Below are 22,797 nucleotides of genomic sequence, written 5' to 3' on the forward strand. Positions count from 1 at the left end.
CCCGCCGCTGGCTGATGTGGTGCGCCGTGCGGTGGGCCGCCTTCGCCGACCCGGTCCGGGGACAGGGGTGGTGGCGCAGCGCGCCGGCCGTACTCGGTATCTCGCTGCTCGCGGCGCCGGTGGTCGTGCCGCCCGCGGCGCTCGTCGCGGTCGCCCTGGTGGTCTACGGCCTGGCGGAGGCGGCGGTCGGGGTGCTCACCGGCACCGCACCGGAGGACGCCGGTTCGATGCGGACCTGAGCCCGGCCGGCCGTTGCTGCCGGCGCTGGGTCAGGCGGCGGCGAGGAAGCGGTCGAGCGCCTCGGCGATCTGGCGGTGCCCGGTCGGGGTCGGGTGCACACCGTCGCCCGACATGCCGAAGTCCGGCAGCGCGGACAGGTCGGCGAACGCGTACCCCTGGTCGGCCGCCACGTCCGCCATGGCCTGGAGGTAGGCGTCCCAGGCGGCGACGGAGACGTCGGTGCGCCGCGGGTACCCGACGATCAGGACCGACGGGTCGGGACCGACGTCCGGTCCGCGGAGGTGCCCGATGGTCGCGGTGAGGTAGTCGCGGAACTGGGCGGCGGTGAACCCGGCGACGACGTCGTTGTAGCCGAGCGCCACCACGACCAGGTGCGGCGCGGCCGCGGCGACCGCCTGGCCGTGCTGCGGCGCGGTGGGCAGGTTGGCGTAGTCCTCGGCCTGCCAGCCGGAGTGGCCGGCCTCCCACACGCGGACACCGGCGGCCTCGTCCCCGTCGTACACGCTGATGCCCTCGATCAGCACGGTGCGGCCGCTGGTGTTGGTCAGGGTGACCGTGTGCGGGCCCGGGGGCAGCGGGGGCGAGGTCCAGCTGCCGCCGTCGCTCGGGGTGTAGCCACCGCCGGTGGTCGTGACCGGGATGCCTGCCGTGCCGTCGACGGAGACGGTGATCGTCCCGGTGTTGAGGCTGCTCGCGTAGTGCAGCTCGAACGAGGTGCCGGTGAAGGTGGTGGTCATCGAGTTGCCCGCGCCGGAGGGCATGTGGTTCGCCCGCATGCCGAAGCCGTACTGGGAGCCCAGCGTGGACGTGCCGCCGAAGGTGAACCGGTCCACCATGCCGGCGGCGGCGTAGTAGGCAGGGACGTAGCCCTCGCCGCCGGCGACGCCGGGCGGCTGGTGGCGGGCCCGCAGGAGCCCGAGCAGGTGATCGACCCAGCGGTTGCCCTTGCCCACGTCGCGGCCCTCGGTCACCGAGTCACCGACCACGACCACGTCGAGCGGGCCGCGCCCCGCGGCGCTGTCGGTACGGGCCGCGCGGAAGGCGTCGAGCCCTTCCGTGCCGCCCGAGGGAGGCGGCGTGGTGGTGGGTGCGGTCGTGGTGGTCGGTGCAGTGGTGGTCGTGGGTGCGGTCGTGCTGGTCGGCGTCGTGGTGGTCGGGGCCGAGGAGGTGGGCGCGGGGGTCGTCGTGCTCGGCGCCGGGGAGGTGGTGGGGGTGGGCGACGGCGCCGGGGTGAACGACGCGGCGATCTCCCTGGCCGCCTGCAGCATCAGTGGGCGGTAGCCGGTCCCGGTGTGGATCTGCGACGCCTGCTTGAGCGCCGCGAGGGACGGGGAGACGCCCTGGTGCAGGAGGCGCGCCGCGTCGAAGTCGCAGGCGACGTCCCGGGCGAGGCAGAGGTCGAAGACCGGGGACGTCGTCACGACGTCCCGTGCGCCCGGCTGCAGGGCCGTGCGGACCCCCTGCGCGGTGGCGGGCGCGGTGCCGCGGCGGGTGGCGGCGGTCTGGCCCACCCGGTCCCCGTCGGCGACGAGGACGCTGGCGGTGATGCGGGACAGCAGCCCCGCCCGGCCGTCGTCCGCGAGCCGGGCCAGCGCCTGGTGCACCACCATGGCGCCCTGCGAGTACCCGGCCAGGACGAAGCCCGCGCCCGGGCACCGGGTGTGCAGCGCGACCATCTGGTCGACGGCGGAGCCGACGCCCTGGTCGACGCTGTGCGTGTAGGTCCCCAGGCGTTCGGTCGTGTAGCGCTCCATCGCCGCCGGCCGCCGCGCCGGGTCCGCCAGCTGGGTCAGCTCGGCCCTCGTCGGCGTCAGGACGGTGACCGACGTGGGGGAGTGGGTGACCGCGACGTTCTCGACCACCAGCCCGCTGCCGTGCCTGGCCCTGAGCTCGCGCTCGAGCCCGTCGGCGAAGTAGTCGGCGTTCGTTCCCATCCCGCGGTTGGCCGTGGTGATCGGCTCCGTCGATCCCCGGGCGCCCACGATCGCCACGTCCGGGCAGTCGTCGTCGGCCGCACCGGCCGCCAGGGTCACGGCGACGGAGGAGGTGAGCAGCGCGAGGACGCTGCCGATCGTCAGCGCGCTCCGACGTGCACGTCCCACGACACGACCCCCCGTGATCGGGATGGGCGCCGACGGCGGGAGCCCGTCGCCGGATGCGCATCCGCCTGAGGGTTCCGGACGCTACGCCACGGCGCGGACGTCGGCTACGCTCCCGCGCCCGGCTCCTCGAGGTCCGGACGCACCGCGGCCCGCTCACGCCAGGGCTGAGCGTTCGTCGCAGTCCTCCGGGGAGCACAGGGGAAAGCAGGTGCGCTGTGCGGCCGTGCGCCGTATGCCGTGGCGACGTGCGCCTGGAGTCGATCCGTACCGATCCCGTCGATGGCTCACTGCTGGTGCCCTGGGCGCTGGCGCTGGCGCTGATGCTGATCGGGGCCTGGTCGCTGGCCCGCTTCGTCACCGACCGCCTCTGACCGTCGGCATCACGCACCGCGGCCCCCGACCTGGAGGAGGTCGGGGGCCGCGGCGTCAGCAGGCGAGATCAGATGTCGTAGTACATCGCGAACTCGTGCGGGTGCGGGCGGAGGCGGATCGGGTCGATCTCGTTCTCCCGCTTGTACTCGATCCACGTCTCGATCAGGTCGGGCGTGAAGACGCCGCCGTCGATGAGGTACTCGTGGTCGACCTCGAGCCGGTCGAGGACGGCGTCCAGGGACGCGGGCACCTTGTCGATGCCCAGGGCCTCCTCGGGCGGCAGCTCGTAGAGGTCCTTGTCCACCGGAGCCGGCGGCTCGATCTTGTTCTTGATGCCGTCGAGGCCGGCCATGAGCATCGCCGAGAAGGCGAGGTAGGGGTTGGCCGACGGGTCGGGCACGCGGAACTCGATGCGCTTGGCCTTGGGGTTGTCGCCCGAGATCGGGATGCGGCAGCAGGCCGAGCGGTTGCGGGCCGAGTAGACCAGGTTGATCGGGGCCTCGTAGCCGGGGACCAGGCGGTGGTAGCTGTTCACCGTCGGGTTGGTGAAGGCCAGCAGCGACGGGGCGTGGGCCAGCAGGCCACCGATGTAGTGGCGGGCGGTGTCGGACAGCCCGGCGTAGCCGGTCTCGGCGTGGAAGAGCGGCTGCCCGTCCTTCCAGAGGCTCTGGTGGCAGTGCATGCCCGAGCCGTTGTCACCGAACAGCGGCTTGGGCATGAAGGTGGCGGTCTTGCCGGCGGCCCAGGCGGTGTTCTTCACGACGTACTTGAAGAGCATCAGGCTGTCGGCCGACCGCAGCAGCGTGTCGAACTTGTAGTTGATCTCCGCCTGCCCGCCGGTGCCCACCTCGTGGTGCCCGCGCTCGAGCTCGAGCCCGACACCGATGAGGTTCCGCATGATGTCGGCGCGCAGGTCGCTCTGCTGGTCGTAGGGCTCGACCGGGAAGTAGCCGCCCTTGGGGCGGGCCTTGTAGCCGCGGTTGGGGCTGCCGTCGAGCTCGGTGCGGGCCCCGGTTCGCCAGGAGCCCTCCTCCGAGTCGATGTGGTAGTACCCCTCGTTGATCGAGGTGTCGTACCGCACGGAGTCGAAGACGTAGAACTCCGCCTCGGGGCCGAAGTACGCGGTGTCGGCGATGCCGCTGGCGGCGAGGTAGGCCTCGGCCTTCTTCGCCACGTTCCGCGGGTCGCGGCTGTAGGCCTCACGCGTGATCGGGTCGTGGATGAAGAAGTTGACGTTCAGCGTCTTGTGCTTGCGGAACGGGTCCACGAACGCGCTGTTGGCGTCGGGCAGCAGCAGCATGTCCGACTCGTTGATCGCCTGGAACCCGCGGATCGAGGAGCCGTCGAAGCCGAGGCCCTCGCTGAACGTGTCCTCACCGAACGTCGATGCCGGGATGGTGAAGTGCTGCATGACGCCGGGCAGGTCGCAGAAGCGGACGTCGACGAACTCGACGTCGTTGTCGCGGATGTAGGCGGCGACCTCGTCGGGACTGGTGAACATCGATCCTCCGGGTGTGGGCGGACTGCCGGGCGACAGGTTATGAGCCGGGAGTTGCCCCGCGGTGTCCCGAGTGTTTCGTGGCGGTAACAACGCCCTGGGCGTGTCGCGGGTCACGCGGCTCCCTGCGCGGTCCCGCTGCGGGCGTGCGAGCGCCGGGGGGCGGGGGGTCCGGTCATTACGCTGGCGGTCATGGTCAGTGATGCCGGACAACCCTCTCAGGCCCCCGCCCGCGGCGCCTCCCTGGGGTTGCCGTCCAGCGGACCCGGCTCGCTGGCGCCCTTCACCCGGCGGGTCGGCGGCTACCTCGTCGACGCCGTCGCCTCGGCGCTGATCGCCTGGGCGTTCACCGCCCCCGAGGGCCCGGGCAACTGGAGCCTGCTGGTCTTCGGCGTCCTGACCGTCGTCACCCTGGTGCTCTTCGGCCAGACCCCGGGGCACCGGGTGCTCGGCATGCGGCTGGCCCACCCGACGCCCGGCGCGCGGCTCGCGCCGTGGCGGGCCGTGGTCCGCACCGCTCTGCTGATGCTCCTCGTGCCGGCCCTGCTGGTCGACGCCGACGGCCGCGGCCTGCACGACCGGCTCACCGGCACGGCCGTCGTGCTCGACTGAACCCGTAACCCGGTGGACCGGTAGCGCCGGCGGACAGCACACTGCGCCGGTGATCGTCCGCCGCGAACGCCCCACCGACCACGCCGCCGTGGGTGCGCTGCACCGCTCGGCCTTCGCCACCGACCCCGCCGCGGGCGCCGTCCGCGCCGCGGACGACGTCCCCGAGGCGCGGCTGGTCGACGCGCTCCGGAACGATCCGGGCTTCCTGCCGCACCTGTCCCTCGTCGCCGTGGACGGGGACGACGTGCTCGGCCACGTGATCGCGACCCGGGGATGGCTGGAGCCTTTCGGCACCTCGGTGCTCGGGCTCGGCCCACTCGGCGTGCACCCCGCCCGGCAGGGCCGCGGGGTCGGCACCGTGCTGGTGCACGCCCTCCTGGCCGTGGCCGAGGCGGCCGGCGAGCGGCTCGTCGCGCTGCTCGGCTCACCGGACTACTACCGGCGGTTCGGGTTCGCCCCGGCCGCCGACCTCGGGGTCACCGCGCCCGATCCCCGGTGGGGCGCGCACTTCCAGGCCAGGCACCTCGACGGCCCGCGGCTGCGGGGCACGTTCCGCTACGCCGCGCCGTTCGACCGGCTCTGACGGCCTCCCTGCAGGGAGGCCGTCAGCGGCGGCGGACCTGGCGCTGGCTGATCGACATCTGGCGGCCGCCCGGGAGCGGGCCACCGGGAACCGGCATCCGCGGCCCGCCCAGCGCGCTCATCCGCCGGCCCAGGGCGTTGACCTCGGCCGCGCTGAGGTTGCGCGGCAGCTTCATCACGTGGGTGCTGAGCTTCTTCAGCGGCACCTGTCCCTCGTCGTCGCCGATGGTGACGTCGTAGATCGGCGTGTCACCGACGACGCGGGCGATCTTCTTCTTCTCCTGCGCGATCAGGCCGCGCACCCGGCTCGGGGAGCCCTCGCCGACGAGCACGATCCCCGGCCGGCCGAGCACCCGGTGCACCGCGTCCATCTGCGGGGTGCCGGCGACCCCGGAGGTGACCCGCCAGTCGCCGCGCATGCCCTCCAGCACCCAGGCGGCCGCACCCGGCTGGCCCTCGACCTGGGTGTAGGCCGAGCGCTGGGCGCGACGGCCGAAGACGATGAGCGCCGCCAGGCCACCGAAGAGCAGCGCCAGCGGGATGAACAGGAACGGCGCGCTCAGCAGGATGCCGATCAGCTCGATCACTGCCGCGACCGCGACGAACCAGATCAGCATGATCCACGGCAGCTTCGGGTCGTTGCGCCGCGTCAGGGTGTAGGCCTGCTTGAGCATGCCGACCTGGCTGCGCACCTTCTTGAGGCGGCCGACCTTCGGCCGGCCGTTCTTGTCGAGCTTGGGGGCCTTGCCCGCCTTGCCCGAGCCGGCGGCCGAGGCACCCGAGCTCCGGCCACCGTCCTTCGGGGTGCGCCCGGCGCTGCCGCCCGGGGCGGTGGGGTCAGAGGACCTGCTGCGTGCCATGACCCCAGGATAGAAGAAGGACCCTCCTGCCCCCGACGCTCGCACGCTCGCGTCGGGACCCTGCAGCAGGGCCGCACCCGGGGTCAGCCCCGGGGGGTGAGCCCCCGCGCCTCGACCGCCTGCTGGTAGAGCCGCCCGGCGCGGTAGGAGCTGCGCACCAGTGGCCCGGCCAGGACACCCGGGAAGCCGATCTCCTCGGCGTCCTTCTGGAACTGCACGAACTCGTCGGGCTTGACCCACCGGACGACGGGGTGGTGCCGGGGCGAGGGGCGCAGGTACTGGGTGATGGTGAGCAGGTCGCACCCGGCGTCGTGCAGCGCCTGCATCGTCTCCACCACCTCGTGCGGCTCCTCGCCCATGCCGAGGATGAGGTTGGACTTGGTGACCAGCCCGGCCTCGCGCGCCGCGGTGATGACCGCCAGCGAGCGCTCGAAGCGGAAGCCCGGGCGGATGCGCTTGAAGATCCGCGGCACCGTCTCCACGTTGTGCGCGAGCACCTCCGGCCGGGAGGAGAACACCTCGGCGAGCTGGTCGGGGTCGGCGTTGAAGTCCGGGATCAGCAGCTCGACACCGCAGCCGGGCAGCGCGGCGTGGATCTGCCGCACCGTCTCGGCGTACAGCCACGCGCCGCCGTCGGGCAGGTCGTCGCGGGCGACGCCGGTGACCGTGGCGTACTTCAGACCCATGGTCGCCACGCTCTCGGCCACCCGGCGCGGCTCGTCGGCGTCGAACTCGGCCGGCTTGCCGGTGTCGATCTGGCAGAAGTCGCACCGCCGGGTGCACTGGTCCCCACCGATGAGGAACGTCGCCTCCCGGTCCTCCCAGCACTCGTAGATGTTGGGGCAGCCGGCCTCCTCGCAGACCGTGTGCAGGCCCTCGCGGCGGACCAGCGACTTCAGCTCGGTGTACTCGGGCCCGGTCTTGAGCCGGGTCTTGATCCACTCGGGCTTGCGCTCGATCGGGACCTGGCTGTTGCGCACCTCGAGGCGCAGCAGCTTCCGGCCGGCGGGCTCGATCCGGGAGTCCTGGGCGGTGGTCGGTTCCGGGATCCTCGGCGGTGCCTCGCTCATGATCCCCACGGTACTCGCGAAGACGCCGCAGCCCCCGTCGCGCGAGGCGGCGGGGGCTGCGGCGGTGATCCGTCGTCGAGTAGCTCAGACCTGCTTGTCGTCCGGGCCGGCGGTCGGGCCGGCGTCCGAGCCGCCGCCCGAGGTGAAGGGCTTGGGCGCGTCGCTGCCGTTCTCCGTCGCGGCGTCGGGGCCGTCGCCCTCCACCAGCTGCGCGTCGCGGACGCCCATGTCGGACTCCGCCGGCGCCGAGTCGCTGGTCTGCGACGCGGTGGAGACGGTCTTGCCGGAGTTGCTGTCGGAACTGGGCACGGGGTCCTCTCGGTAGCTGGGCACCGGGCCGTCACCGGCAGGTGCGGGCGTCCACGCGTCGGCCTTCTTGCGCCGCAGCAGGACGAACGCGGCCGTACCCAGGGCGAGCACCGCGAACACCCAGGGCCAGCGCTTCGGCTCCGGCTGCACCCCGCCCCGCCGCTTGACGGTCGTCGCGGTGGCCTGGGCGGCCTTCTCGAACTCGCGGCGCTTCTTGCCGGCCTTCTTGCGGGCCTTCTTCGCCGTCTTCCGGGCCTTGCGGGTGGACTCGGCGGCCGCTGCGGCCACCTCGGCGCGCCGGGCGTCGAGCTCGCTGCGGGCGCTGTCCACCCCGGCGAGGAGCGTGCCGCGGGCGCTCTCCAGGGCCGGCGTCACCACGTCGCGGGCGGCGGTGACCCGTGGCGTGGTGTACGCCAGCGCCGCGGCCTGGGCCGCGGTCAGCCGCGGGGCGACGTCCTCGGTGAGCGCCCGCTGGGCCGCCCCGCGCGCCGCCTCCACCCGGGGGCCGAAGTCGGCCGCGGCCCGCGCGGCGGCCAGCTGTGCGGCGGTGAGCCGTGGTGCGGCGGCCTCCCGGGCCGCCTCCACCCGCGGGGTCAGGGCGTCACGGGCGGCCTCCACCCGGGGGCCGAGGGTGTCGCGCGCCGACGCGACGGCCGGCGCGGCCGCCGCCACCGCGGCAGCCATCTTGGGCGCCACGGCCCGCTGGGCCGCCTCCACGTGCGGGGTCAGTTGATCTGCGGCGGCGCGACCTGCCTCGGTCACCGCCGTTCCCAGGTGGGACAGGCCCTCCTGCACTTCCGCGCTGATGATTTCGCCGCGCGTCTTCTTGCGGAACACGAGCTGCACCTCCGAGTTGATCGTCTGGCGGTCATCCTGCCCGGTCCGGCCGGTGCCCACACCCCGAGGACGGAGGTGGGTGAGTGACGTGGCGGCGATCTGGTTACGGTCCGGCGGTGCAGTTGCGCATCTTCACCGAACCGCAGATGGGCGCCACCTACGACGACCTGCTGGCCGTCGCCCGGCGCACGGAGGACACCGGCTTCGACGCCTTCTTCCGGTCCGACCACTACCTGACCATGGGTGGGGACGGCCTGCCCGGCCCCACCGACGCCTGGATCACCCTCGCCGGGCTGGCCCGCGAGACCAGCCGGATCCGCCTCGGCACGCTCATGACCGCCGGCACGTTCCGCCTGCCCGGCCCGCTGGCGATCTCCGTCGCGCAGGTCGACCAGATGAGCGGGGGCCGGGTCGAGCTGGGCATCGGCTCGGGGTGGTTCGAGGCCGAGCACACCGCGTACGGCATCCCGTTCCCGCCGCTGGGGGAGCGCTTCGACCGGTACGAGGAGCAGCTCGCGGTCGTCACCGGGCTCTGGCGCGCGCCGGTGGGGGAGACGTTCGACTTCGCCGGGCGGTACTACCAGCTCTCGGGCTCCCCGGCCCTGCCCAAGCCGGTGCAGGACGGCGGCATCCCGGTGCTCGTCGGTGGCCGCGGCAAGCAGCGCACCCCGCGGCTGGCGGCCCGGTACGCGAGCGAGTTCAACGTGCCGTTCATGTCCGCCGCGGACAACGCCCGGTTGTTCGCCGGCGTCCGCGAGGCCTGCGACGAGGTGGGCCGCGACCCGTCGTCCCTGGTGTACAGCTCGGCGCTGGTGCTCTGCGTCGGCCGGGACGAGGCGGAGCTCGCTCGCCGGGCGGCGGCCATCGGCCGTGACGTGGACGAGTTGCGCGAGCACGGCGTCGCCGGCACGCCGGCCGAGGCCGTCGACGTGCTGGGCCGGTACGCCGAGGCCGGCGCGCAGCGGGTGTACCTGCAGGTGCTCGACCTCGCCGATCTCGACCACCTGGACCTGGTGGCGGCCGAGGTGGCACCGCAGTTGCGCTGAGCGGCCCGGCGAACACGCCTCTCGCCCGGGAGCTCGCCGCTCAGCCGGACGGTGCGACGTCGGCCTCGGCGACCGGTGGCCGAGGCGCCGGCACGTGCTCCCGTGCCTCCGGGACGTACTGCCGCACTCCGCCGCCGGCGCGCTTGGCGGCGTACATCGCCACGTCGGCGTGGCGCAGCAGCGCAGCGGGGTCGCCGGCGTCGCGGGGGGCCAGGGCGAGGCCGATGCTGACGCCCACCCGCACCGGCACGCCGGCGACGGTCACGGGCAGGCGCACGACCTCGGCCAGCCGCTCGGCGCAGTCGGGGGCGGTGCCGGGATCCGTGGCATCCAGCACCACCACGAACTCGTCCCCCCCGAGACGGGCCACCAGGTCGCCGGGGCGCAGCGCCGCGCGCAGCCGCTCGCCCAGCCGACGCAGCAGCTCGTCCCCTGCCTCGTGCCCGAGGCCGTCGTTGACCGCCTTGAACCCGTCGAGGTCCAGCAGCAGCAACCCGGTGGGCCTGGCGGCGCCGAGGTCGTCCGCCAGGCGGCGCATCAGGGACCGGCGGTTGGGCAGACCGGTCAGGTCGTCGGTGCCCGCCTGGCGCCGGGCCTCGTGCAGGGCCCGGCTCTCCGCGAAGGTCACCGTGCTGCGCAGGAGGAAGGCCGCCACGCAGGCCACGGCGCAGATCTCGCCGGGGCCGGTGCGGCCGTCGCCCCACTGGGCACCGAGCACCCCGAGCGAGCCCACCGCGCACGCCAGGGGGATGGCCAGCGACCGCCAGCGGACGCGGTGTTCCGGTACGTCGGGGGCGCGTCGGCGGGGCCGGGTCAGCGAGGCCCCGGCAGCGGTCAGGCTGGCGTTGACCATCCAGAGCAGGTCCAGCGGGCCGCCCGGGACGTACCCGCCGGACGCCTGCTCCCTGGCCAGCAGCAGGTCACCGGCGAACTTCACGGCCACGATCACGCAGACGATGGTGAGAACGAGGTCGGCCCGGTGCCCGATCATCGCCAGCACCGCGCCCACGAGCGCCAGCAGCAGCACGTCGGCGACCGGGTAGGCCAGGTTCACGGCCACGCCGAACCCGGACATGCCCGGGGCCCCGACGGCCGGGTCGAGGACCGTGACGGCGACCGCGGTGGCGCCCAGGGCACCGACCAGGCCATCGAGCCAGGTGCCGGGACGGGGGCGGGTGAGCCGGGCGTACACCATCAGCACCGGGGTCGCGAACAGCGCCGGGTAGGCGCCGAGCCAGAACGCGTCGGCGGCCGAGGGGAACGGCGGATCCGGGTTCCCGGCCAGCAGCAGCCGGTGAGTGAGGTCGCCGGCCAGGTTGAACAGCCAGGCGGCGGCCGCGGCCCACCAGACGAACCGTTCCGCGGGCACCCGCTGGGCCGCCCGCAGGCACACCGCGACCGCGAGCAGCGGGGCGCCGATGCCGAGCGCTCCCGAGTCGACGAGGTCGGCTGCCGGCGTCCCCGGAGCCTGCCACAGCCCCAGGGCGAACACAGCCGTGCAGACGAAGGTCGCCGCCACCACCAGCCGCCACCCCGCGTCCGACCAGCCACTTCTCACCGTCTGGGCGCGACCTCGGGGCACGCGCGCACCTTGGCACACCGACGGCTCAGGGGGTGGCGAACCGCGGCCCGACGCGCGCATTCAGGTGCGAGCCCGTTCCCCGGCCGCGCGGGGGGCGGGTACCGCCCGGCGGGGCGGCGCGGTCCGGACGCGGTCGGCCAGCCAGGTGAGGAAGTCCGCGACCGGCATCGGCCGCGCGACGGCCCAGCCTTGGGCGACGTCGCAGCCCAGGCCGGCGAGCACGGCGGCCGTCTCGTCGTCCTCCACGCCCTCGGCGACGAGGCTGAGCCCGAGGTCGTGGGCCAGCGCCACGGTGTGCCGCACGATGGCCGTCGCCCGGTCGTCTCGACCCACGTCGTGGGTGAGGCTCCGGTCGAGCTTGAGCTCGTCGGCCGGGAGGTGCCGCAGGTAGGCCAGCGAGCTGTACCCGGTGCCGTAGTCGTCGATCGAGGTCCGGATGCCCAGCCGGCGCAGTTCGCCCAGCACCGTGCGGCCCCGGTCGGGATCGGCCATGAGGGTGTCCTCGACGAGCTCGAGGGTGAGCGCCCGGGCCGGCAGGCCGTGCGCCCGGAGCAGGCCGGACACGGTGGCCGGCAGGTCCGGATCGGTCACGTTGGCCGCCGACAGGTTCACCGACACGGGCACCGCCCGCTCCGGCCACCAGCGGGTCGCGGCAGCCAGCGCGAGGCCGAGGACCGTGTCGGTCAGCGGCCGCATCAGGCCGGCCTGCTCGGCGGCGGGCAGCACCACGGCCGGGGAGAGCAGACCGCGCACCGGGTGCTCCCACCGCACGAGCGCCTCGACGCCGACGACGTCCCCGCTGGCCAGGGAGACCTGGGGCTGCAGGTGGACCACGAGCTGCCCCTCGTCCAGGGCGGTGCGGAGGTCCTCCATGGTCCGGAGCCGGTCGCCGGAGCCGCTCGCCGGGTCCGGGACGTAGGAGCGCACCCCCTCGCGGGCGTTCTTGGCCGCGTACATCGCCACGTCGGCGCAGCGCAGCAGCTCGGTCACCGTGGCGGCCGGCACCGGGCCGGTGGCGATGCCGATGCTGACCCCGACGTGCAACCGGACCCCGTCGACGACGAACGGCTCGAGCACCCGGGCGCGCAGCCGGTCGGCGCGGGCGACGGCGTCGTCCAGACCGCAGCCCGGCAGCAGGACGGCGAACTCGTCCCCGCCCAGCCGCGCCAGCAGGTCGCCCGGCCCCAGCTCCGGGCACAGGCGGGGGCCGACCATGCGGAGCAGGTCGTCGCCCGCGGCGTGCCCCAGGCTGTCGTTGACCTCCTTGAACCCGTCCAGGTCGAGCAGCAGCAGGGCCACCGGCCGGCCGGTGCCCGACCGGAGGGCGGTCCGCGCCCGCTCGAGCAGCTCACGCCGGTTGGGCAGGCCGGTGAGTTCGTCGGTGCGCGCCTGCTCGCGGATCTCGTGCAGCCCACGCAGCTCCTGGACCGACATGGCCGTGCGCGCGAGGATCGCCAGCAGGCAGGTGACGGCGGCCCAGCCGGCGACACCGAGGGCGCCCGATCCCCAGGTGGAGACGAGCACCACCACGCTCATCACGCTCGAACCGAGGGGGACGAAGGCCACCCGCCAGCTCAGGCGTGCGACCGGATCGGCGTCCGCGGGCTCGATCCGGTCGGTGCGTCCCGCGACGTGCGCGGCCGCGGCGGCGAAGGCCGCACCGGACAGCCAGATCAGGGTCAGGGTGCTGTGCGGGGCGATCTCCCCGCGCACCGCCTGCTTCAGGTAGAGGGCGTCCGCGGTGAGGGTGCACAGCAGGCCGGCGACGAGCAGCACCAACGGCCAGTCGCGCCGGAACCCCATCACTGCGCAGACGGCCGACACGGCGGCCAGCAGCAGGGTGTCGGTGACCGGGTACAGCTGCACGACGGCGAACGGGCCGTCGGCCGGGCCGGCCGCGATCGACGGCAGCAGGGTGACGGCGAAGATGACCGCACCGCACGCCCCGGTCAGCGCGTCGAACCACATGCTGGGGTGCGTCGCGGTGACCCGGGACCGGACCACTCCCACCAGGGCCACGCCCATCGCCGGGTAGGCCGGTGCCCAGAGGGTCAGCAGCAACCACGTCGGCACGTCACCGAGCAGGGGGACGAACACGAGCGAGTAGAGGAGCGTGCTCGTCGCGGTGGCGGCGAACGCCACGGTGAGGGCGTTCCAGATCAGCCGGTCCGGCCCGCCACCTCGCGCGGTCCGCCGGCAGACCGCCGCCCCGAGCAGGTACACGGCGGTGTAGAGGACGAGGTCGTAGACGACGGTGACCGCGGTGCCGGGCGGGCGCCCGAACGCCCCGGTGGCGTAGGCCGCCACCACCCCGGCGCAGGCGAGCAGCAGCCCGCCGGTCGCGGGTGCGCGCCCACCACGGAGCTGCGTGTCTGGTCCGGCCACGGGGACGTCATCGGTACCGCACCGCCCGCGCCGCAGCCGGATCGCGCGCTTCCCCTCCAAGGGGGGAGGCCGCCGCGTGGCTCGCGGAGGCGTCCGGGCCGCGGCCCCGGCGCGCCGCGATAGCATCGGGCGCGTGACCGGGCGGCTCCTGCTTCGCCGGCCGTGCTGACCGCAGACCCCTCGGACAGCACGGCGACCCCTCCTGCGTGAGGGGTTTTTTGTTGCCCACCACCGGTACCGCACCGCCCGCACCACGATCCGGGAGCACGAGACGATGAGCCAGACCGACAGCCACAGCACCGAGGCCACGGGCGGCGGGGACATACCTCGGCACCGGTACACCCCGGCGCTGGCCCAGCGGATCGAGCTGGCCTGGCAGGACCGCTGGGAGGCCGAGGGCACCTTCCACACGCCCAACCCGGTCGGCCGGCTGAGCGGTGGCTTCGAGCGCGTCGCCGACCGGCCGAAGTTCTTCGCGATGGACATGTTCCCGTACCCCTCGGGCGCGGGCCTGCACGTCGGTCACCCGCTGGGCTACCTGGGCACCGACGTCACCAGCCGGTTCCGCCGCATGGACGGCGACAACGTGCTGCACCCGATGGGCTACGACGCCTTCGGGCTGCCCGCCGAGCAGTACGCCGTGCAGACCGGGCAGCACCCGCGCATCACCACCGAGGCGAACATCGCCGCGATCAAGGCGCAGCTGCGCCGGCTGGGGGTCGACCACGACCAGCGGCGCACCTTCGCCACGATCGACCCGGGCTACTACAAGTGGACCCAGTGGATCTTCCTGCAGATCTTCGGTTCCTGGTTCGACGAGGCCGCCGGGAAGGCGCGGCGGATCGAGGAGCTGGTGGCCGAGCTGGACGCCGGCACCCGTGAGCCGGCCGAGGGGACGAATCCGTACGGCCGCCCCTGGGCCGAGCTGGACGAGGTGGAGAAGGGCGCCGTCGTCGACGCGCACCGGCTCGCCTACCTGCACGAGGCGCCGGTCAACTGGTGCCCGGGCCTGGGCACCGTGCTGTCGAACGAGGAGGTCACGCCCGACGGGCGTTCCGAGCGCGGCAACTTCCCGGTCTTCCGGCGGCCGCTGAAGCAGTGGATGATGCGGATCACCGCCTACGCCGACCGGTTGCTGGCCGACCTGGACCGGCTGGACTGGTCGGACTCGCTGAAGCTGATGCAGCGCAACTGGATCGGCCGCTCCACCGGCGCCCGGATCCGGTTCGCCGCCGGGTCGCAGACCATCGAGGTCTTCACCACCCGGCCGGACACCCTGTTCGGCGCCACCTACATGGTGCTGGCGCCCGAGCACCCGCTGGTCGAGCAGCTGACCGCGGACGCCTGGCCCGCGGGCACCGACCCGCGGTGGACCGGCGGTGCGGCCACCCCGGCCGAGGCGGTGCGCGACTACCAGCGGCAGGCCTCGCGGCGCTCGGAGCTGGACCGCCAGGACGCCGGCCGGGAGAAGACGGGTGTCTGGCTGGGCGCCACCGCCGTCAACCCGGTGAACGGACGCGAGCTGCCGGTGTTCATCGCCGACTACGTGCTGACCGGCTACGGCACCGGCGCGATCATGGCGGTGCCGGGCGAGGACCAGCGGGACTGGGAGTTCGCACGGAAGTTCGGCCTGGAGATCGTGCCGACCGTCGAGCGGCCGGAAGGCTTCGACGACGACAGCGGCGCGTACACGGGCCCCGGACGGATGATCAACTCGGCCAACGACGAGATCTCGCTGGACGGCCTGGACAAGGCCGACGCCATCGCCCGGGTCACCGACTGGCTCGTGCAGCACGGGTACGGCGAGGCCACCACCACCTACAAGCTGCGCGACTGGCTGTTCAGCCGGCAGCGCTACTGGGGGGAGCCGTTCCCGATCGTCTACGACGAGCACGACCGGCCGGTCGCCGTCCCCGAGTCGATGCTGCCCGTGCTGCTGCCCGAGGTCGACGACTACTCGCCCAAAACCTTCGCCGACGACGACGCCGACTCCGCGCCGGAACCGCCGCTGTCGCGCGCCGGCGACTGGACCACCGTCGAGCTCGACCTCGGCGACGGCCCGAAGAAGTACCGCCGTGAGACCAACACGATGCCCAACTGGGCCGGGTCGTGCTGGTACTACCTGCGCTACCTCGACCCGGGCGACGACAGCCGGATGGTCGACCCGGAGCTGGAGCGGTACTGGATGGGCCCGCGGGAGCCCGGTGACACCGGCGGTGTCGACCTGTACGTCGGCGGCGTGGAGCACGCGGTGCTGCACCTGCTGTACGCCCGCTTCTGGCACAAGGTGCTGTTCGACCTGGGCCACGTCTCCAGCGAGGAGCCGTTCCGCCGGCTGGTCAACCAGGGCTACATCTCGGCCTACGCCTACACCGACGAGCGCGGGTTCTACGTGCCGGCCGCCGACGTGGAGGAGAAGGACGGCCGCTTCTTCTACGAGGGCAAGCCGGTCAACCGCGAGTACGGGAAGATCGGCAAGAGCCTGAAGAACATGGTGACGCCGGACGAGATGATCGGCGCCTACGGTGCGGACACCTTCCGCGTCTACGAGATGTCGACCGGCCCGCTGGAGCAGTCACGGCCGTGGGAGACCAAGGCCGTCGTCGGTTCGCAGCGCCTGCTGCAGCGCATCTGGCGGGTCGTGGTGGACGAGGAGACCGGCCGGGTGCGGGCCGACGACGTCGAGCCGGCCGAGGAGACGCTGCGCGCGCTGCACAAGGCGATCGACGGCGTCCGCGACGGCTACGCCACCCTGCGGTTCAACATCGCGATCGCCCGCGTCACCGAGCTGACCAACCACCTCACCCAGGCCTACGGCGCCGACCGGCCGGTGCCGCGTTCGGTGGCCGAGCCGCTGGTGCTGATGGTCGCCCCGCTGGCGCCGCACCTGGCCGAGGAGCTGTGGTCGCGGCTGGGCCACGAGGGCTCGTCGGCGTGGGCGCCGTTCCCGGTGGCCGACGAGCGCTGGTTGGTCGAGGACACCGTGCAGGTCGCCGTGCAGGTGAACGGCAAGGTGCGGTCGCAGGTGACGGTGCCGGCCGATGCCGACGCCGCGGCTCTGGAGGCGGCGGCGCGGTCCGACGAGAAGATCGCCGGCTACCTGGACGGCGCGACGATCCGCCGCATCGTCGCCGTCCCCGGCCGGCTGGTCAACTTCGTCCTGGGCTGAGGTCCGGGCCCGTCACCGCGGGGAAGGGTGCGCCGGCTCCTCAGGAGCCGGCGTGCTTGCCCGCTTCCCAGCCCGCGTCCCGCAGGTGGTCGGCGGCCCAGGCCAGCGGCGATCGCTCCAGCTCGGTGGCCATGGTGTCGTTCCACCGGTTGAGGAAGCCGAAGTTCGCGATGACGGCGACGATCTCGACGACCTGGTCGTCGTCGAAGTGCCGGCGCAGGTCGGCCACCTCCTCGTCGGTCACGGCGTTCGGCGTCACTCCGGCACCCCGGGCCACGCGCAGGGCGGCCCGCTCGCCGTCGGTGAAGAGGGGGCTGGACTCGAACTCCCAGACGGCGGCGAGCTTGGCGGCGTCGGCGCCCCGCTTCTCGGCCACGTGGGCGGTGTGGGCCTGGCAGTACGCGCAGCCGGCGGCGCCGGAGACGACGGTCGCGACCAGCTGCTTGAGCACGCCGCCGACCGTGCCCTCGGCCATGACCACCGCGTTGAGGTGGGCGAAGGCCTCCATGATCTCGGGGCGGCGGGCCATGGTCAGCGTGCTGTTGGGAAGGACACCCAGCGCGGCCTCCACGGCGCGGAAGGTCTCCTCGTACTGCGGCAGCGACTCGCGCGCCAGCGGCTCGATCCTGGGCATGGCGGCTCCTCCTCGGGACGGAGCCTTACCTTAGCGCTGAGATACCGCTGGGCGCCGACCGTGCCGGAGTGGCTAGCGCGCCGCCGCGGCCCCGGTGGCGGAGAGGGCGGCGCGCATCGCGCTCTCGACCGGCGGCAGCGCGTCGGCCACCGTCACGTCGCGCCCCAGCTCGGCCGAGAGCGACGTGACGCCGGCGTCGGGGATGCCGCACGGGATCATGTTGGCGAAGAACGACAGGTCGGGGTCGCAGTTGAGCGCGAAGCCGTGCATCGTCACGCCGCGGGCGACCCGGATGCCGATCGCCGCGACCTTGCGCTCGGGCCGGTGGGTCGCGGGGTCGGCGGGCAGCCACACCCCGCTGCGCCCCTCGACCCGCCCGGCGTCCACCCCGAACCCGGCGCACACGTCGATGAGCGCGCCCTCCAGCCGCCGCACGTAGGCGACGACGTCGACCGGATCGGGCAGCGCGACGATCGGGTAGCCGACCAGTTGGCCCGGTCCGTGCCAGGTGATCTTGCCGCCGCGGTCCACGTCGACGACGGGGGTCCCGTCGAACGGTCGTTCGTGCGCCTCGGTGCGCCGGCCGGCCGTGTAGACGGACGGGTGCTCCAGCAGCAGCATCGTGTCCGGGATGTCGCCGGCGACCCGCCGGGCGTGCAGTTCGCGTTGCGTCTCCCAGGCCTCCTCGTAGGGCACGGTCCCGGCGCGCACCACCCGCAGTTCGGTCACGCCACCAGCCTAGGCCCCGTCCCGAGGCTCGTCCCGAGCATGCGAGGGGGAGGAGGACGGGGTCCTTCTAGAGGCGGCGCGGTTCGAGCCGGGTCTCCACCGCCGTGCCGTCCGGGCCGCGTTCCACCCGGTAGGCGGCGGCGCCGGGGCGGTCGCTCACGACCTCGACGAGCTCGGTCCCGCGGTACACCAGCCCCGCGCCGTCGTCGGTGGCATGGCCCGCTGGCAGCGTGCCGTCGGCGACCAGGCGGTGGTAGAGCGGGCGGCGCTGTTCCTCGGAGTCGTAGTGGACGCCGTTGCTGGTGGGGATCAGCCCGAGTCCGTTCGTGACCGGCCGGAGGTCGGGACCGTAGGAGTCGGTGGTCCCGCCCACGTGCCAGCACAGCGACCCGGCCGACACCCCGGCCAGCACGACGCCGGCCCGCCACGCCTCGCGGAAAACCTCGTCCAGCCCGTGCACCCGCCACACGGCGAGCAGGTTCGCCACGCTCCCGCCACCCACCCACACCACGTCCTGCGCGAGCAGGTGCGCGCGCAGGTCGGCGACCGTGGGCATCGGGAACAGGCTCAGGTGGCTGACCTGCACGGAGCTGCCGGCGAACGCGCCGTAGACGCCGGCGACCCGTGCCGGGTCGTCGCCGGTGGCGGTGCCGAGGTAGCACAGGCGCGGGCGCTCGGGGCGCCCGGCGAGCTCGGCGGCGAGGTCGAAGACCGGTCCGGGCCGCCAGTCGGTGGGGCCGCGGCCGCGCGGGGTGAAGCCCATGCTGGTCGCCACGATCGTCGGTACCGACGCGGGCATCAGGGAGCTCCTCCGGACGGGGCCGGGCGCAGGCGGCGCAGCACGGCGCGGGCGGCGCGGGCACCGCTGGCCATCGCGCCCTGGATGGACGGGGTGTCCCGGTGGTCACCGCAGACGTACAGGCCCTCGCCGAGGTCGACCGGCCGGCGCAGCCGCAGCGGCGGGAGCGCCGCCGGTTGCGCCCCCGGCACGGTGACCGACGTCAGGTGCTCCAGGTCCGACGGCGCGACCCCGTGCGCCGCCGCGATCTCGCCGCGCACCTCGTCCTCCCGGCTCCGCGCGAGGGTGGAGCTGGCGACGAGCGCCCGGTCGTCGGGGCTGTAGCGCGGCTGGGCGTCGGAGAGCACGGCGCTGTTCACCAGCCGGCCCCGGGGCTGCCCGAGCACGATCAGCGGGGCGGGCCAGGGGGAGTCGGGGAGCACGTGCAGGTGGGTGGTGACCTCCCGAGGCGCGTCGGCCTCGACGGTGGGGAGCAGCCGCGACGCCGTGGCCGGATCGGTCGCGACGACGACGGCGTCGGCCGCCCAGCTGCCCGCGCCGGTGGACGCGGAGCCTGGCGACACCGAGCGCACCGGCGTGTGCAGGTGCAGCCGCCCGGCACCCAGGCGCCCCGCCAGCTGCTCGCCGACCGCCTGCATCCCGGCCGCCGGCAGCCCGATCGAGCCTCGGACGAAGCTGCGCCACAGCAGGTGCAGGTACCGGCTGGAGGTGACGAGCTCGTCCTCCAGGAGCACCCCGGCCAGGAAGGGGCGCAGGAACCGCTCCAGGGCGGCGTCCCCGACGCCGGCCGCGCGGAGAGCCTGCTCCGCCGAGTCCTCCGGCGCCCGCAGCAGGCGGCCGACGGGGGAGTACCCGGCGCGGAGCGAGTAGGTCACCAGCGCCGCCTTCTCCCGTGGGGAGCCCAGCGGCGCCGCTGCGGTGCCGACGACCGAGGCCGGCCGGCGGCGCGGGTCGACCACCTGGTGCGCCCGTCCGGCCACGCGGATCACCGCGCCCCGCTCGAACCAGCCGAGGTCCAGCGCGTCGAGGTCGAGGTCGGCCGCCCTCGGATAGCCGGTGTTGAGCACCTGGAAGCCACGGTCGACGACGAAGCCGTCGATGTGCTCGGTCGCCAGCCGCCCGCCGGCGTGCCCCCCGGACTCCAGCACGTGCACGTCCAGGCCGGCGGCGGCCAGCCGGGTGGCGGCGGACAACCCGGCCAGGCCGGCCCCGACGACGAGGACCTCCGCCCGCAGCGACGTGGACACCGCCCGACGGTATCCGTCGCCGGGGAGCCGTGCGGGCGCGCCCGTGGGCTGTGGACGACCGCGGCGCCGGCGACCCGACTGCGCCTACGGTCCTCCCTCGTGACCACCGCCGTTCCGCCCGCGGCACCGGGGGCTGCGCAGCCACCCGCGGTGCCTGGCTACGTGCTGCAGACCCTGCTCGGCCGCGGCGCGTCGGGGGAGGTGTGGCAGGCGGTGCCCCGGGAGGGCGGGGAGCCGGTGGCGGTGAAGGTCCTGGTGGCCGGGGACCCTGCGCGCCAGGCGCGCGAGGCCGTGCTGCTGGGCCGGCTGGACCACCCGCACCTGGTCCGGTTGATCGAGGTGGTGCACCAGCCCCGGCGCGGCGGCGGGTCGCGGGTCGCGCTGGTGCTCGAGCTGCTCGGTGGGGGCAGCCTCGCCGCGCTGCTCGCCCGGCGCGGCCGGCTCCGGCCCGGTGAGGTGGTGACGGCGATCGCGCCGGTGGCCGCGGCTCTGGCGCACGCCCACGACCACGGAGTGGTGCACGGCGACCTGGCGCCGGGGAACATCGTCTTCACCGGTGACGGGCGGCCGGTGCTCACCGACCTCGGGGTGGCCCGGGTGCTGGGGGAGACGGCGACGGCCGAGGTCACCCCGGCCTACGTCGACCCGGCGGTGGCCCGTGGCGGTGCGCCGGGTCCCGCCTCCGACGTCTTCGGCGCCGCGGCGGCGGCCTTCCACGCGCTCACCGGCATCGCCCCGTGGAACGCCGCGACCCCCGCCGGCGCCCTCGTCGTGGCCGCGACCGCGCAGCTGCCCAACCTGACCGAGCTGGCTCCGGAGGCGCCGCCCCGACTCGTCGAGGTCATCGCCCGGGGTCTCGCCGCCGATCCGCACGACCGCGGCACCGCGGCGGAGTTCGCGCGCGACCTGCGGCACGCCTGCCGGGCGGAGCCCGTGGCGCTGGGCGCCGTGGCGGGGGGCGGCCACGGCCGCCCCGACGTGCGCTCCGCGGTCACCCACGTGGTGCCGGGGCGCCGTCCCCGTCCCGGGCCGGTCGCCGTCGAGCCGTCGACGCGGCGACGGCGGTTCCGGCCTCCCGGCGTCGGCGTGGCCGCGGTGACCCGTGGGCTGCTCGCCACGGCGCTCGTGCTGGCGGCGCTCGCCGTCACCGCCTGGCTCGGTACGCGCTGGGGGAGTGACGCCGACCTGCCGCGCGCGGCCGCCGCCGGGTCGTCGGCCCCGGGCACCCGTGCGGCAGCCCCGCCGTCTCCCGCCGTGGAGGAGCGACCGCTGCCCGGGCCCGTGGTCCCCGAGACCTCCGATGACTGGCGGGCGCTGGTCACCGAGCTCTACGCCCGGCGCGCCGAGGGGCTCAGCGGCAGCCCGGCCCTGCTGCGGGCCGTGCACGTGATCGGCAGCCCGCTGCTGGCCGCGGACGAGGAGCACGCGCGCGCGCTGGCCGCGGCCGGTGAGGCGCTGAGCGGTTTCGCGCCGGTGGTCGACGACGTCACTGTCGTCGAGTCCTCGGACTCCCGGGCGGAACTGCTGCTGACCGACAGCTGGCCCGGCTACCGCGTGGTGCCCGCCGACCGAGTCGACGGCCCGGCGCTGCGCACGGTTCCCGGCCGACCCGAGGCCCGGGTGCGGATGGTCCTCGTCCGCGCCCCGGAGGGCTGGCGGATCGGGAGCGCTGAACGCCTGGCCTGATCCCGCCGGCCGGGTCAGTCCCGGGACACCGCGGCCTGCAGCGCGGCGTCGACGTCCCCGTGGGCGAACCGGAAACCGGCCTCCGTCAGCCGGTTCGGGACGGCCCGCTGGCCGGCCAGCACGCCCACGTCGGCGAACTCGCCCAGCACGATCCGCAGGGCTGCGCCGGGCACCGGCAGCGCGGTCGGCCGGTGGACGACCCGGCCCAGCGCCGCGGCGAACTCGGCGTTCGTGACCGGCTCGGGGCCGCACAGGTTGACCGGCCCCGGCACGGCGTGGGTGAGCAGGTACCGGATCGCGCCGACCTCGTCCTCCTGGCTGATCCAGGGCACGTACTGCCGGCCCGAGCCCAGCCGCCCACCGAGCCCGGCGCGGAACAGCGGCAGCATCCGCGCGAGCAGGCCGCCGTGCCCGAGCACCAGGCCCGTCCGCAGCGTGGTCACGCGCACCCCGGCGTCGGCGGCCGGCGCCGTCGCGCCCTCCCACGCCACGCAGACGCGGGCGAGGAAGTCGTCGCCGGCCGGGTCGGACTCGTCGACGACGCGGTCACCGGTGTCGCCGTACCAGCCGACCGCGGATCCGTTGAGCAGCACGCGCGGCCGGTCGGGGTCGGCGGCGACGGCGTCCCGCAGGGCCTCGCTCAGGGTCGCGGTGCTGTCCACCCGGCTGCCGAGGACCGCCTGCTTGTGCCGTTCGTTCCAGCGCCGGTCACCCACCCCCACGCCGGCGAGGTTGACGACGGCGTCGACGTCCCGCAGCAGCGCCGGGTCGATCCGCCGGTGCTGCGGGTCCCAGCGGTGTTCCTCGGCCGTCCGCGGGGTGCGGCGGACCAGCTGGATCACTTCGTGGCCGTCGGCGCGCAGCGCGGGCAGCAGCGCGCCGCCGATCATCCCGGAGGCACCGGCCACGGCGATCTTCACGGACGCTCCTGGGGAGGCAGGCCGGGGGGGGGGGGGGGGGGGGGGGGGGGGGGGGGGGGGGGGGGGGGGGGGGGGGGGGGGGGGGGGGGGGGGGGGGGGGGGGGGGGGGGGGGGGGGG

At 74.8% G+C, this 22,797-nt stretch carries 19 protein-coding genes; 7 read left to right on the forward strand and 12 right to left on the reverse strand.

Features of this window, described 5'->3' with window-relative positions; translation table 11 throughout:
• Positions 1-26 precede the first annotated feature (26 nt).
• A complete protein-coding gene (locus tag ACI8AP_RS09245; protein ID WP_456589046.1) occupies positions 27-239 on the forward strand; it encodes a hypothetical protein in 213 nt (70 codons plus the stop codon).
• A 30-nt stretch (positions 240-269) separates the two neighbouring features.
• On the opposite strand, the gene ACI8AP_RS09250 is transcribed toward ACI8AP_RS09245, so the two are convergent.
• On the reverse strand, positions 270-2,342 hold the full coding sequence (locus ACI8AP_RS09250; RefSeq protein ID WP_456589047.1) for a cutinase family protein: 2,073 nt from the start codon (positions 2,340-2,342) through the stop codon (positions 270-272).
• A gap of 245 nt (positions 2,343-2,587) precedes the next feature.
• Between ACI8AP_RS09250 and ACI8AP_RS09255 the strand changes: the two genes are divergently transcribed.
• Entirely contained in the window at positions 2,588-2,713 is a 126-nt protein-coding gene (locus tag ACI8AP_RS09255; RefSeq protein WP_456589048.1) for a hypothetical protein, read from the forward strand.
• A gap of 68 nt (positions 2,714-2,781) precedes the next feature.
• Here the strand turns inward: ACI8AP_RS09255 and glnA are convergent, their stop codons facing one another.
• Complete coding sequence (gene glnA, locus ACI8AP_RS09260) at positions 2,782-4,215, reverse strand: type I glutamate--ammonia ligase (protein WP_456589049.1); 1,434 nt, start codon at positions 4,213-4,215, stop codon at positions 2,782-2,784.
• Between the two features lie 189 nt (positions 4,216-4,404).
• Here glnA and ACI8AP_RS09265 point away from each other — a divergent pair, with 189 nt between their 5' ends.
• Together ACI8AP_RS09265 and ACI8AP_RS09270 are read left to right on the forward strand one after the other, a co-directional pair.
• Positions 4,405-4,824: an RDD family protein gene (locus tag ACI8AP_RS09265; RefSeq protein WP_456589050.1), complete on the forward strand. Its 420-nt coding sequence runs from the start codon at positions 4,405-4,407 to the stop codon at positions 4,822-4,824.
• A 49-nt stretch (positions 4,825-4,873) separates the two neighbouring features.
• On the forward strand, positions 4,874-5,407 hold the full coding sequence (locus ACI8AP_RS09270) for a GNAT family N-acetyltransferase (protein ID WP_456589051.1): 534 nt from the start codon (positions 4,874-4,876) through the stop codon (positions 5,405-5,407).
• 22 nt (positions 5,408-5,429) lie between these two features.
• Here the strand turns inward: ACI8AP_RS09270 and ACI8AP_RS09275 are convergent, their stop codons facing one another.
• The 3 genes from ACI8AP_RS09275 to ACI8AP_RS09285 form a co-directional block, all read right to left on the reverse strand.
• The gene (locus tag ACI8AP_RS09275; protein ID WP_456589052.1) at positions 5,430-6,266 is read right to left on the reverse strand and encodes a DUF4191 domain-containing protein; all 837 of its coding nucleotides are present in this window, start codon (positions 6,264-6,266) and stop codon (positions 5,430-5,432) included.
• Positions 6,267-6,349: 83 nt separating this feature from the next.
• A complete protein-coding gene (gene lipA / locus ACI8AP_RS09280) occupies positions 6,350-7,336 on the reverse strand; it encodes a lipoyl synthase (RefSeq protein ID WP_456589053.1) in 987 nt (328 codons plus the stop codon).
• 84 nt (positions 7,337-7,420) lie between these two features.
• Positions 7,421-8,542, reverse strand: a complete 1,122-nt coding sequence (locus ACI8AP_RS09285; protein ID WP_456589054.1) for a hypothetical protein — start codon at positions 8,540-8,542, stop codon at positions 7,421-7,423.
• Between the two features lie 56 nt (positions 8,543-8,598).
• On the opposite strand from ACI8AP_RS09285, the gene ACI8AP_RS09290 reads away from it, so the two are divergent.
• Positions 8,599-9,528, forward strand: a complete 930-nt coding sequence (locus ACI8AP_RS09290; protein WP_456589055.1) for an LLM class F420-dependent oxidoreductase — start codon at positions 8,599-8,601, stop codon at positions 9,526-9,528.
• 40 nt (positions 9,529-9,568) lie between these two features.
• Here the strand turns inward: ACI8AP_RS09290 and ACI8AP_RS09295 are convergent, their stop codons facing one another.
• Positions 9,569-11,110 (reverse strand): diguanylate cyclase domain-containing protein, encoded by a 1,542-nt coding sequence (locus ACI8AP_RS09295; RefSeq protein WP_456589056.1) that lies wholly within the window; start codon positions 11,108-11,110, stop codon positions 9,569-9,571.
• A gap of 60 nt (positions 11,111-11,170) precedes the next feature.
• Positions 11,171-13,495, reverse strand: coding sequence for a putative bifunctional diguanylate cyclase/phosphodiesterase (locus tag ACI8AP_RS09300; protein ID WP_456589057.1), 2,325 nt, complete (start codon positions 13,493-13,495; stop codon positions 11,171-11,173).
• A 274-nt stretch (positions 13,496-13,769) separates the two neighbouring features.
• Between ACI8AP_RS09300 and leuS the strand changes: the two genes are divergently transcribed.
• Complete coding sequence (gene leuS / locus ACI8AP_RS09305; protein WP_456589058.1) at positions 13,770-16,664, forward strand: leucine--tRNA ligase; 2,895 nt, start codon at positions 13,770-13,772, stop codon at positions 16,662-16,664.
• A 40-nt stretch (positions 16,665-16,704) separates the two neighbouring features.
• Here the strand turns inward: leuS and ACI8AP_RS09310 are convergent, their stop codons facing one another.
• From ACI8AP_RS09310 to ACI8AP_RS09325, 4 genes are all read right to left on the reverse strand, one after another.
• Positions 16,705-17,298 carry a carboxymuconolactone decarboxylase family protein gene (locus tag ACI8AP_RS09310; RefSeq protein ID WP_456589059.1) on the reverse strand — a complete coding sequence of 198 codons (594 nt, stop codon included), beginning with the start codon at positions 17,296-17,298 and terminating at the stop codon, positions 16,705-16,707.
• 72 nt (positions 17,299-17,370) lie between these two features.
• Entirely contained in the window at positions 17,371-18,027 is a 657-nt protein-coding gene (gene lipB / locus ACI8AP_RS09315; protein ID WP_456589060.1) for a lipoyl(octanoyl) transferase LipB, read from the reverse strand.
• Positions 18,028-18,094: 67 nt separating this feature from the next.
• Complete coding sequence (locus ACI8AP_RS09320) at positions 18,095-18,826, reverse strand: Type 1 glutamine amidotransferase-like domain-containing protein (RefSeq protein WP_456589061.1); 732 nt, start codon at positions 18,824-18,826, stop codon at positions 18,095-18,097.
• Entirely contained in the window at positions 18,826-20,073 is a 1,248-nt protein-coding gene (locus ACI8AP_RS09325; protein WP_456589062.1) for an FAD-dependent oxidoreductase, read from the reverse strand. Before ACI8AP_RS09325 ends, ACI8AP_RS09320 begins: the two co-directional genes overlap by 1 nt.
• Before the next feature lie 99 nt (positions 20,074-20,172).
• Between ACI8AP_RS09325 and ACI8AP_RS09330 the strand changes: the two genes are divergently transcribed.
• Positions 20,173-21,759, forward strand: a complete 1,587-nt coding sequence (locus ACI8AP_RS09330) for a serine/threonine-protein kinase (protein WP_456589063.1) — start codon at positions 20,173-20,175, stop codon at positions 21,757-21,759.
• 14 nt (positions 21,760-21,773) lie between these two features.
• On the opposite strand, the gene ACI8AP_RS09335 is transcribed toward ACI8AP_RS09330, so the two are convergent.
• A complete protein-coding gene (locus ACI8AP_RS09335; protein ID WP_456589064.1) occupies positions 21,774-22,679 on the reverse strand; it encodes a TIGR01777 family oxidoreductase in 906 nt (301 codons plus the stop codon).
• Positions 22,680-22,797: the final 118 nt, after the last annotated feature.

This window comes from Blastococcus sp. SYSU DS1021 (genome assembly GCF_054050995.1).

Coding starts and splice junctions, on each gene's coding strand:
- ACI8AP_RS09265 (WP_456589050.1), top strand. CDS start 4,405: ATGGTCAGTGATGCCGGACAACCCTCTCAGGCCCCCGCCCGCGGCGCC.
- lipA (WP_456589053.1), bottom strand. CDS start 7,336: ATGAGCGAGGCACCGCCGAGGATCCCGGAACCGACCACCGCCCAGGAC.
- leuS (WP_456589058.1), top strand. CDS start 13,770: ATGAGCCAGACCGACAGCCACAGCACCGAGGCCACGGGCGGCGGGGAC.
- ACI8AP_RS09310 (WP_456589059.1), bottom strand. CDS start 17,298: ATGCCCAGGATCGAGCCGCTGGCGCGCGAGTCGCTGCCGCAGTACGAG.
- glnA (WP_456589049.1), bottom strand. CDS start 4,215: ATGTTCACCAGTCCCGACGAGGTCGCCGCCTACATCCGCGACAACGAC.
- ACI8AP_RS09320 (WP_456589061.1), bottom strand. CDS start 18,826: ATGCCCGCGTCGGTACCGACGATCGTGGCGACCAGCATGGGCTTCACC.
- ACI8AP_RS09275 (WP_456589052.1), bottom strand. CDS start 6,266: ATGGCACGCAGCAGGTCCTCTGACCCCACCGCCCCGGGCGGCAGCGCC.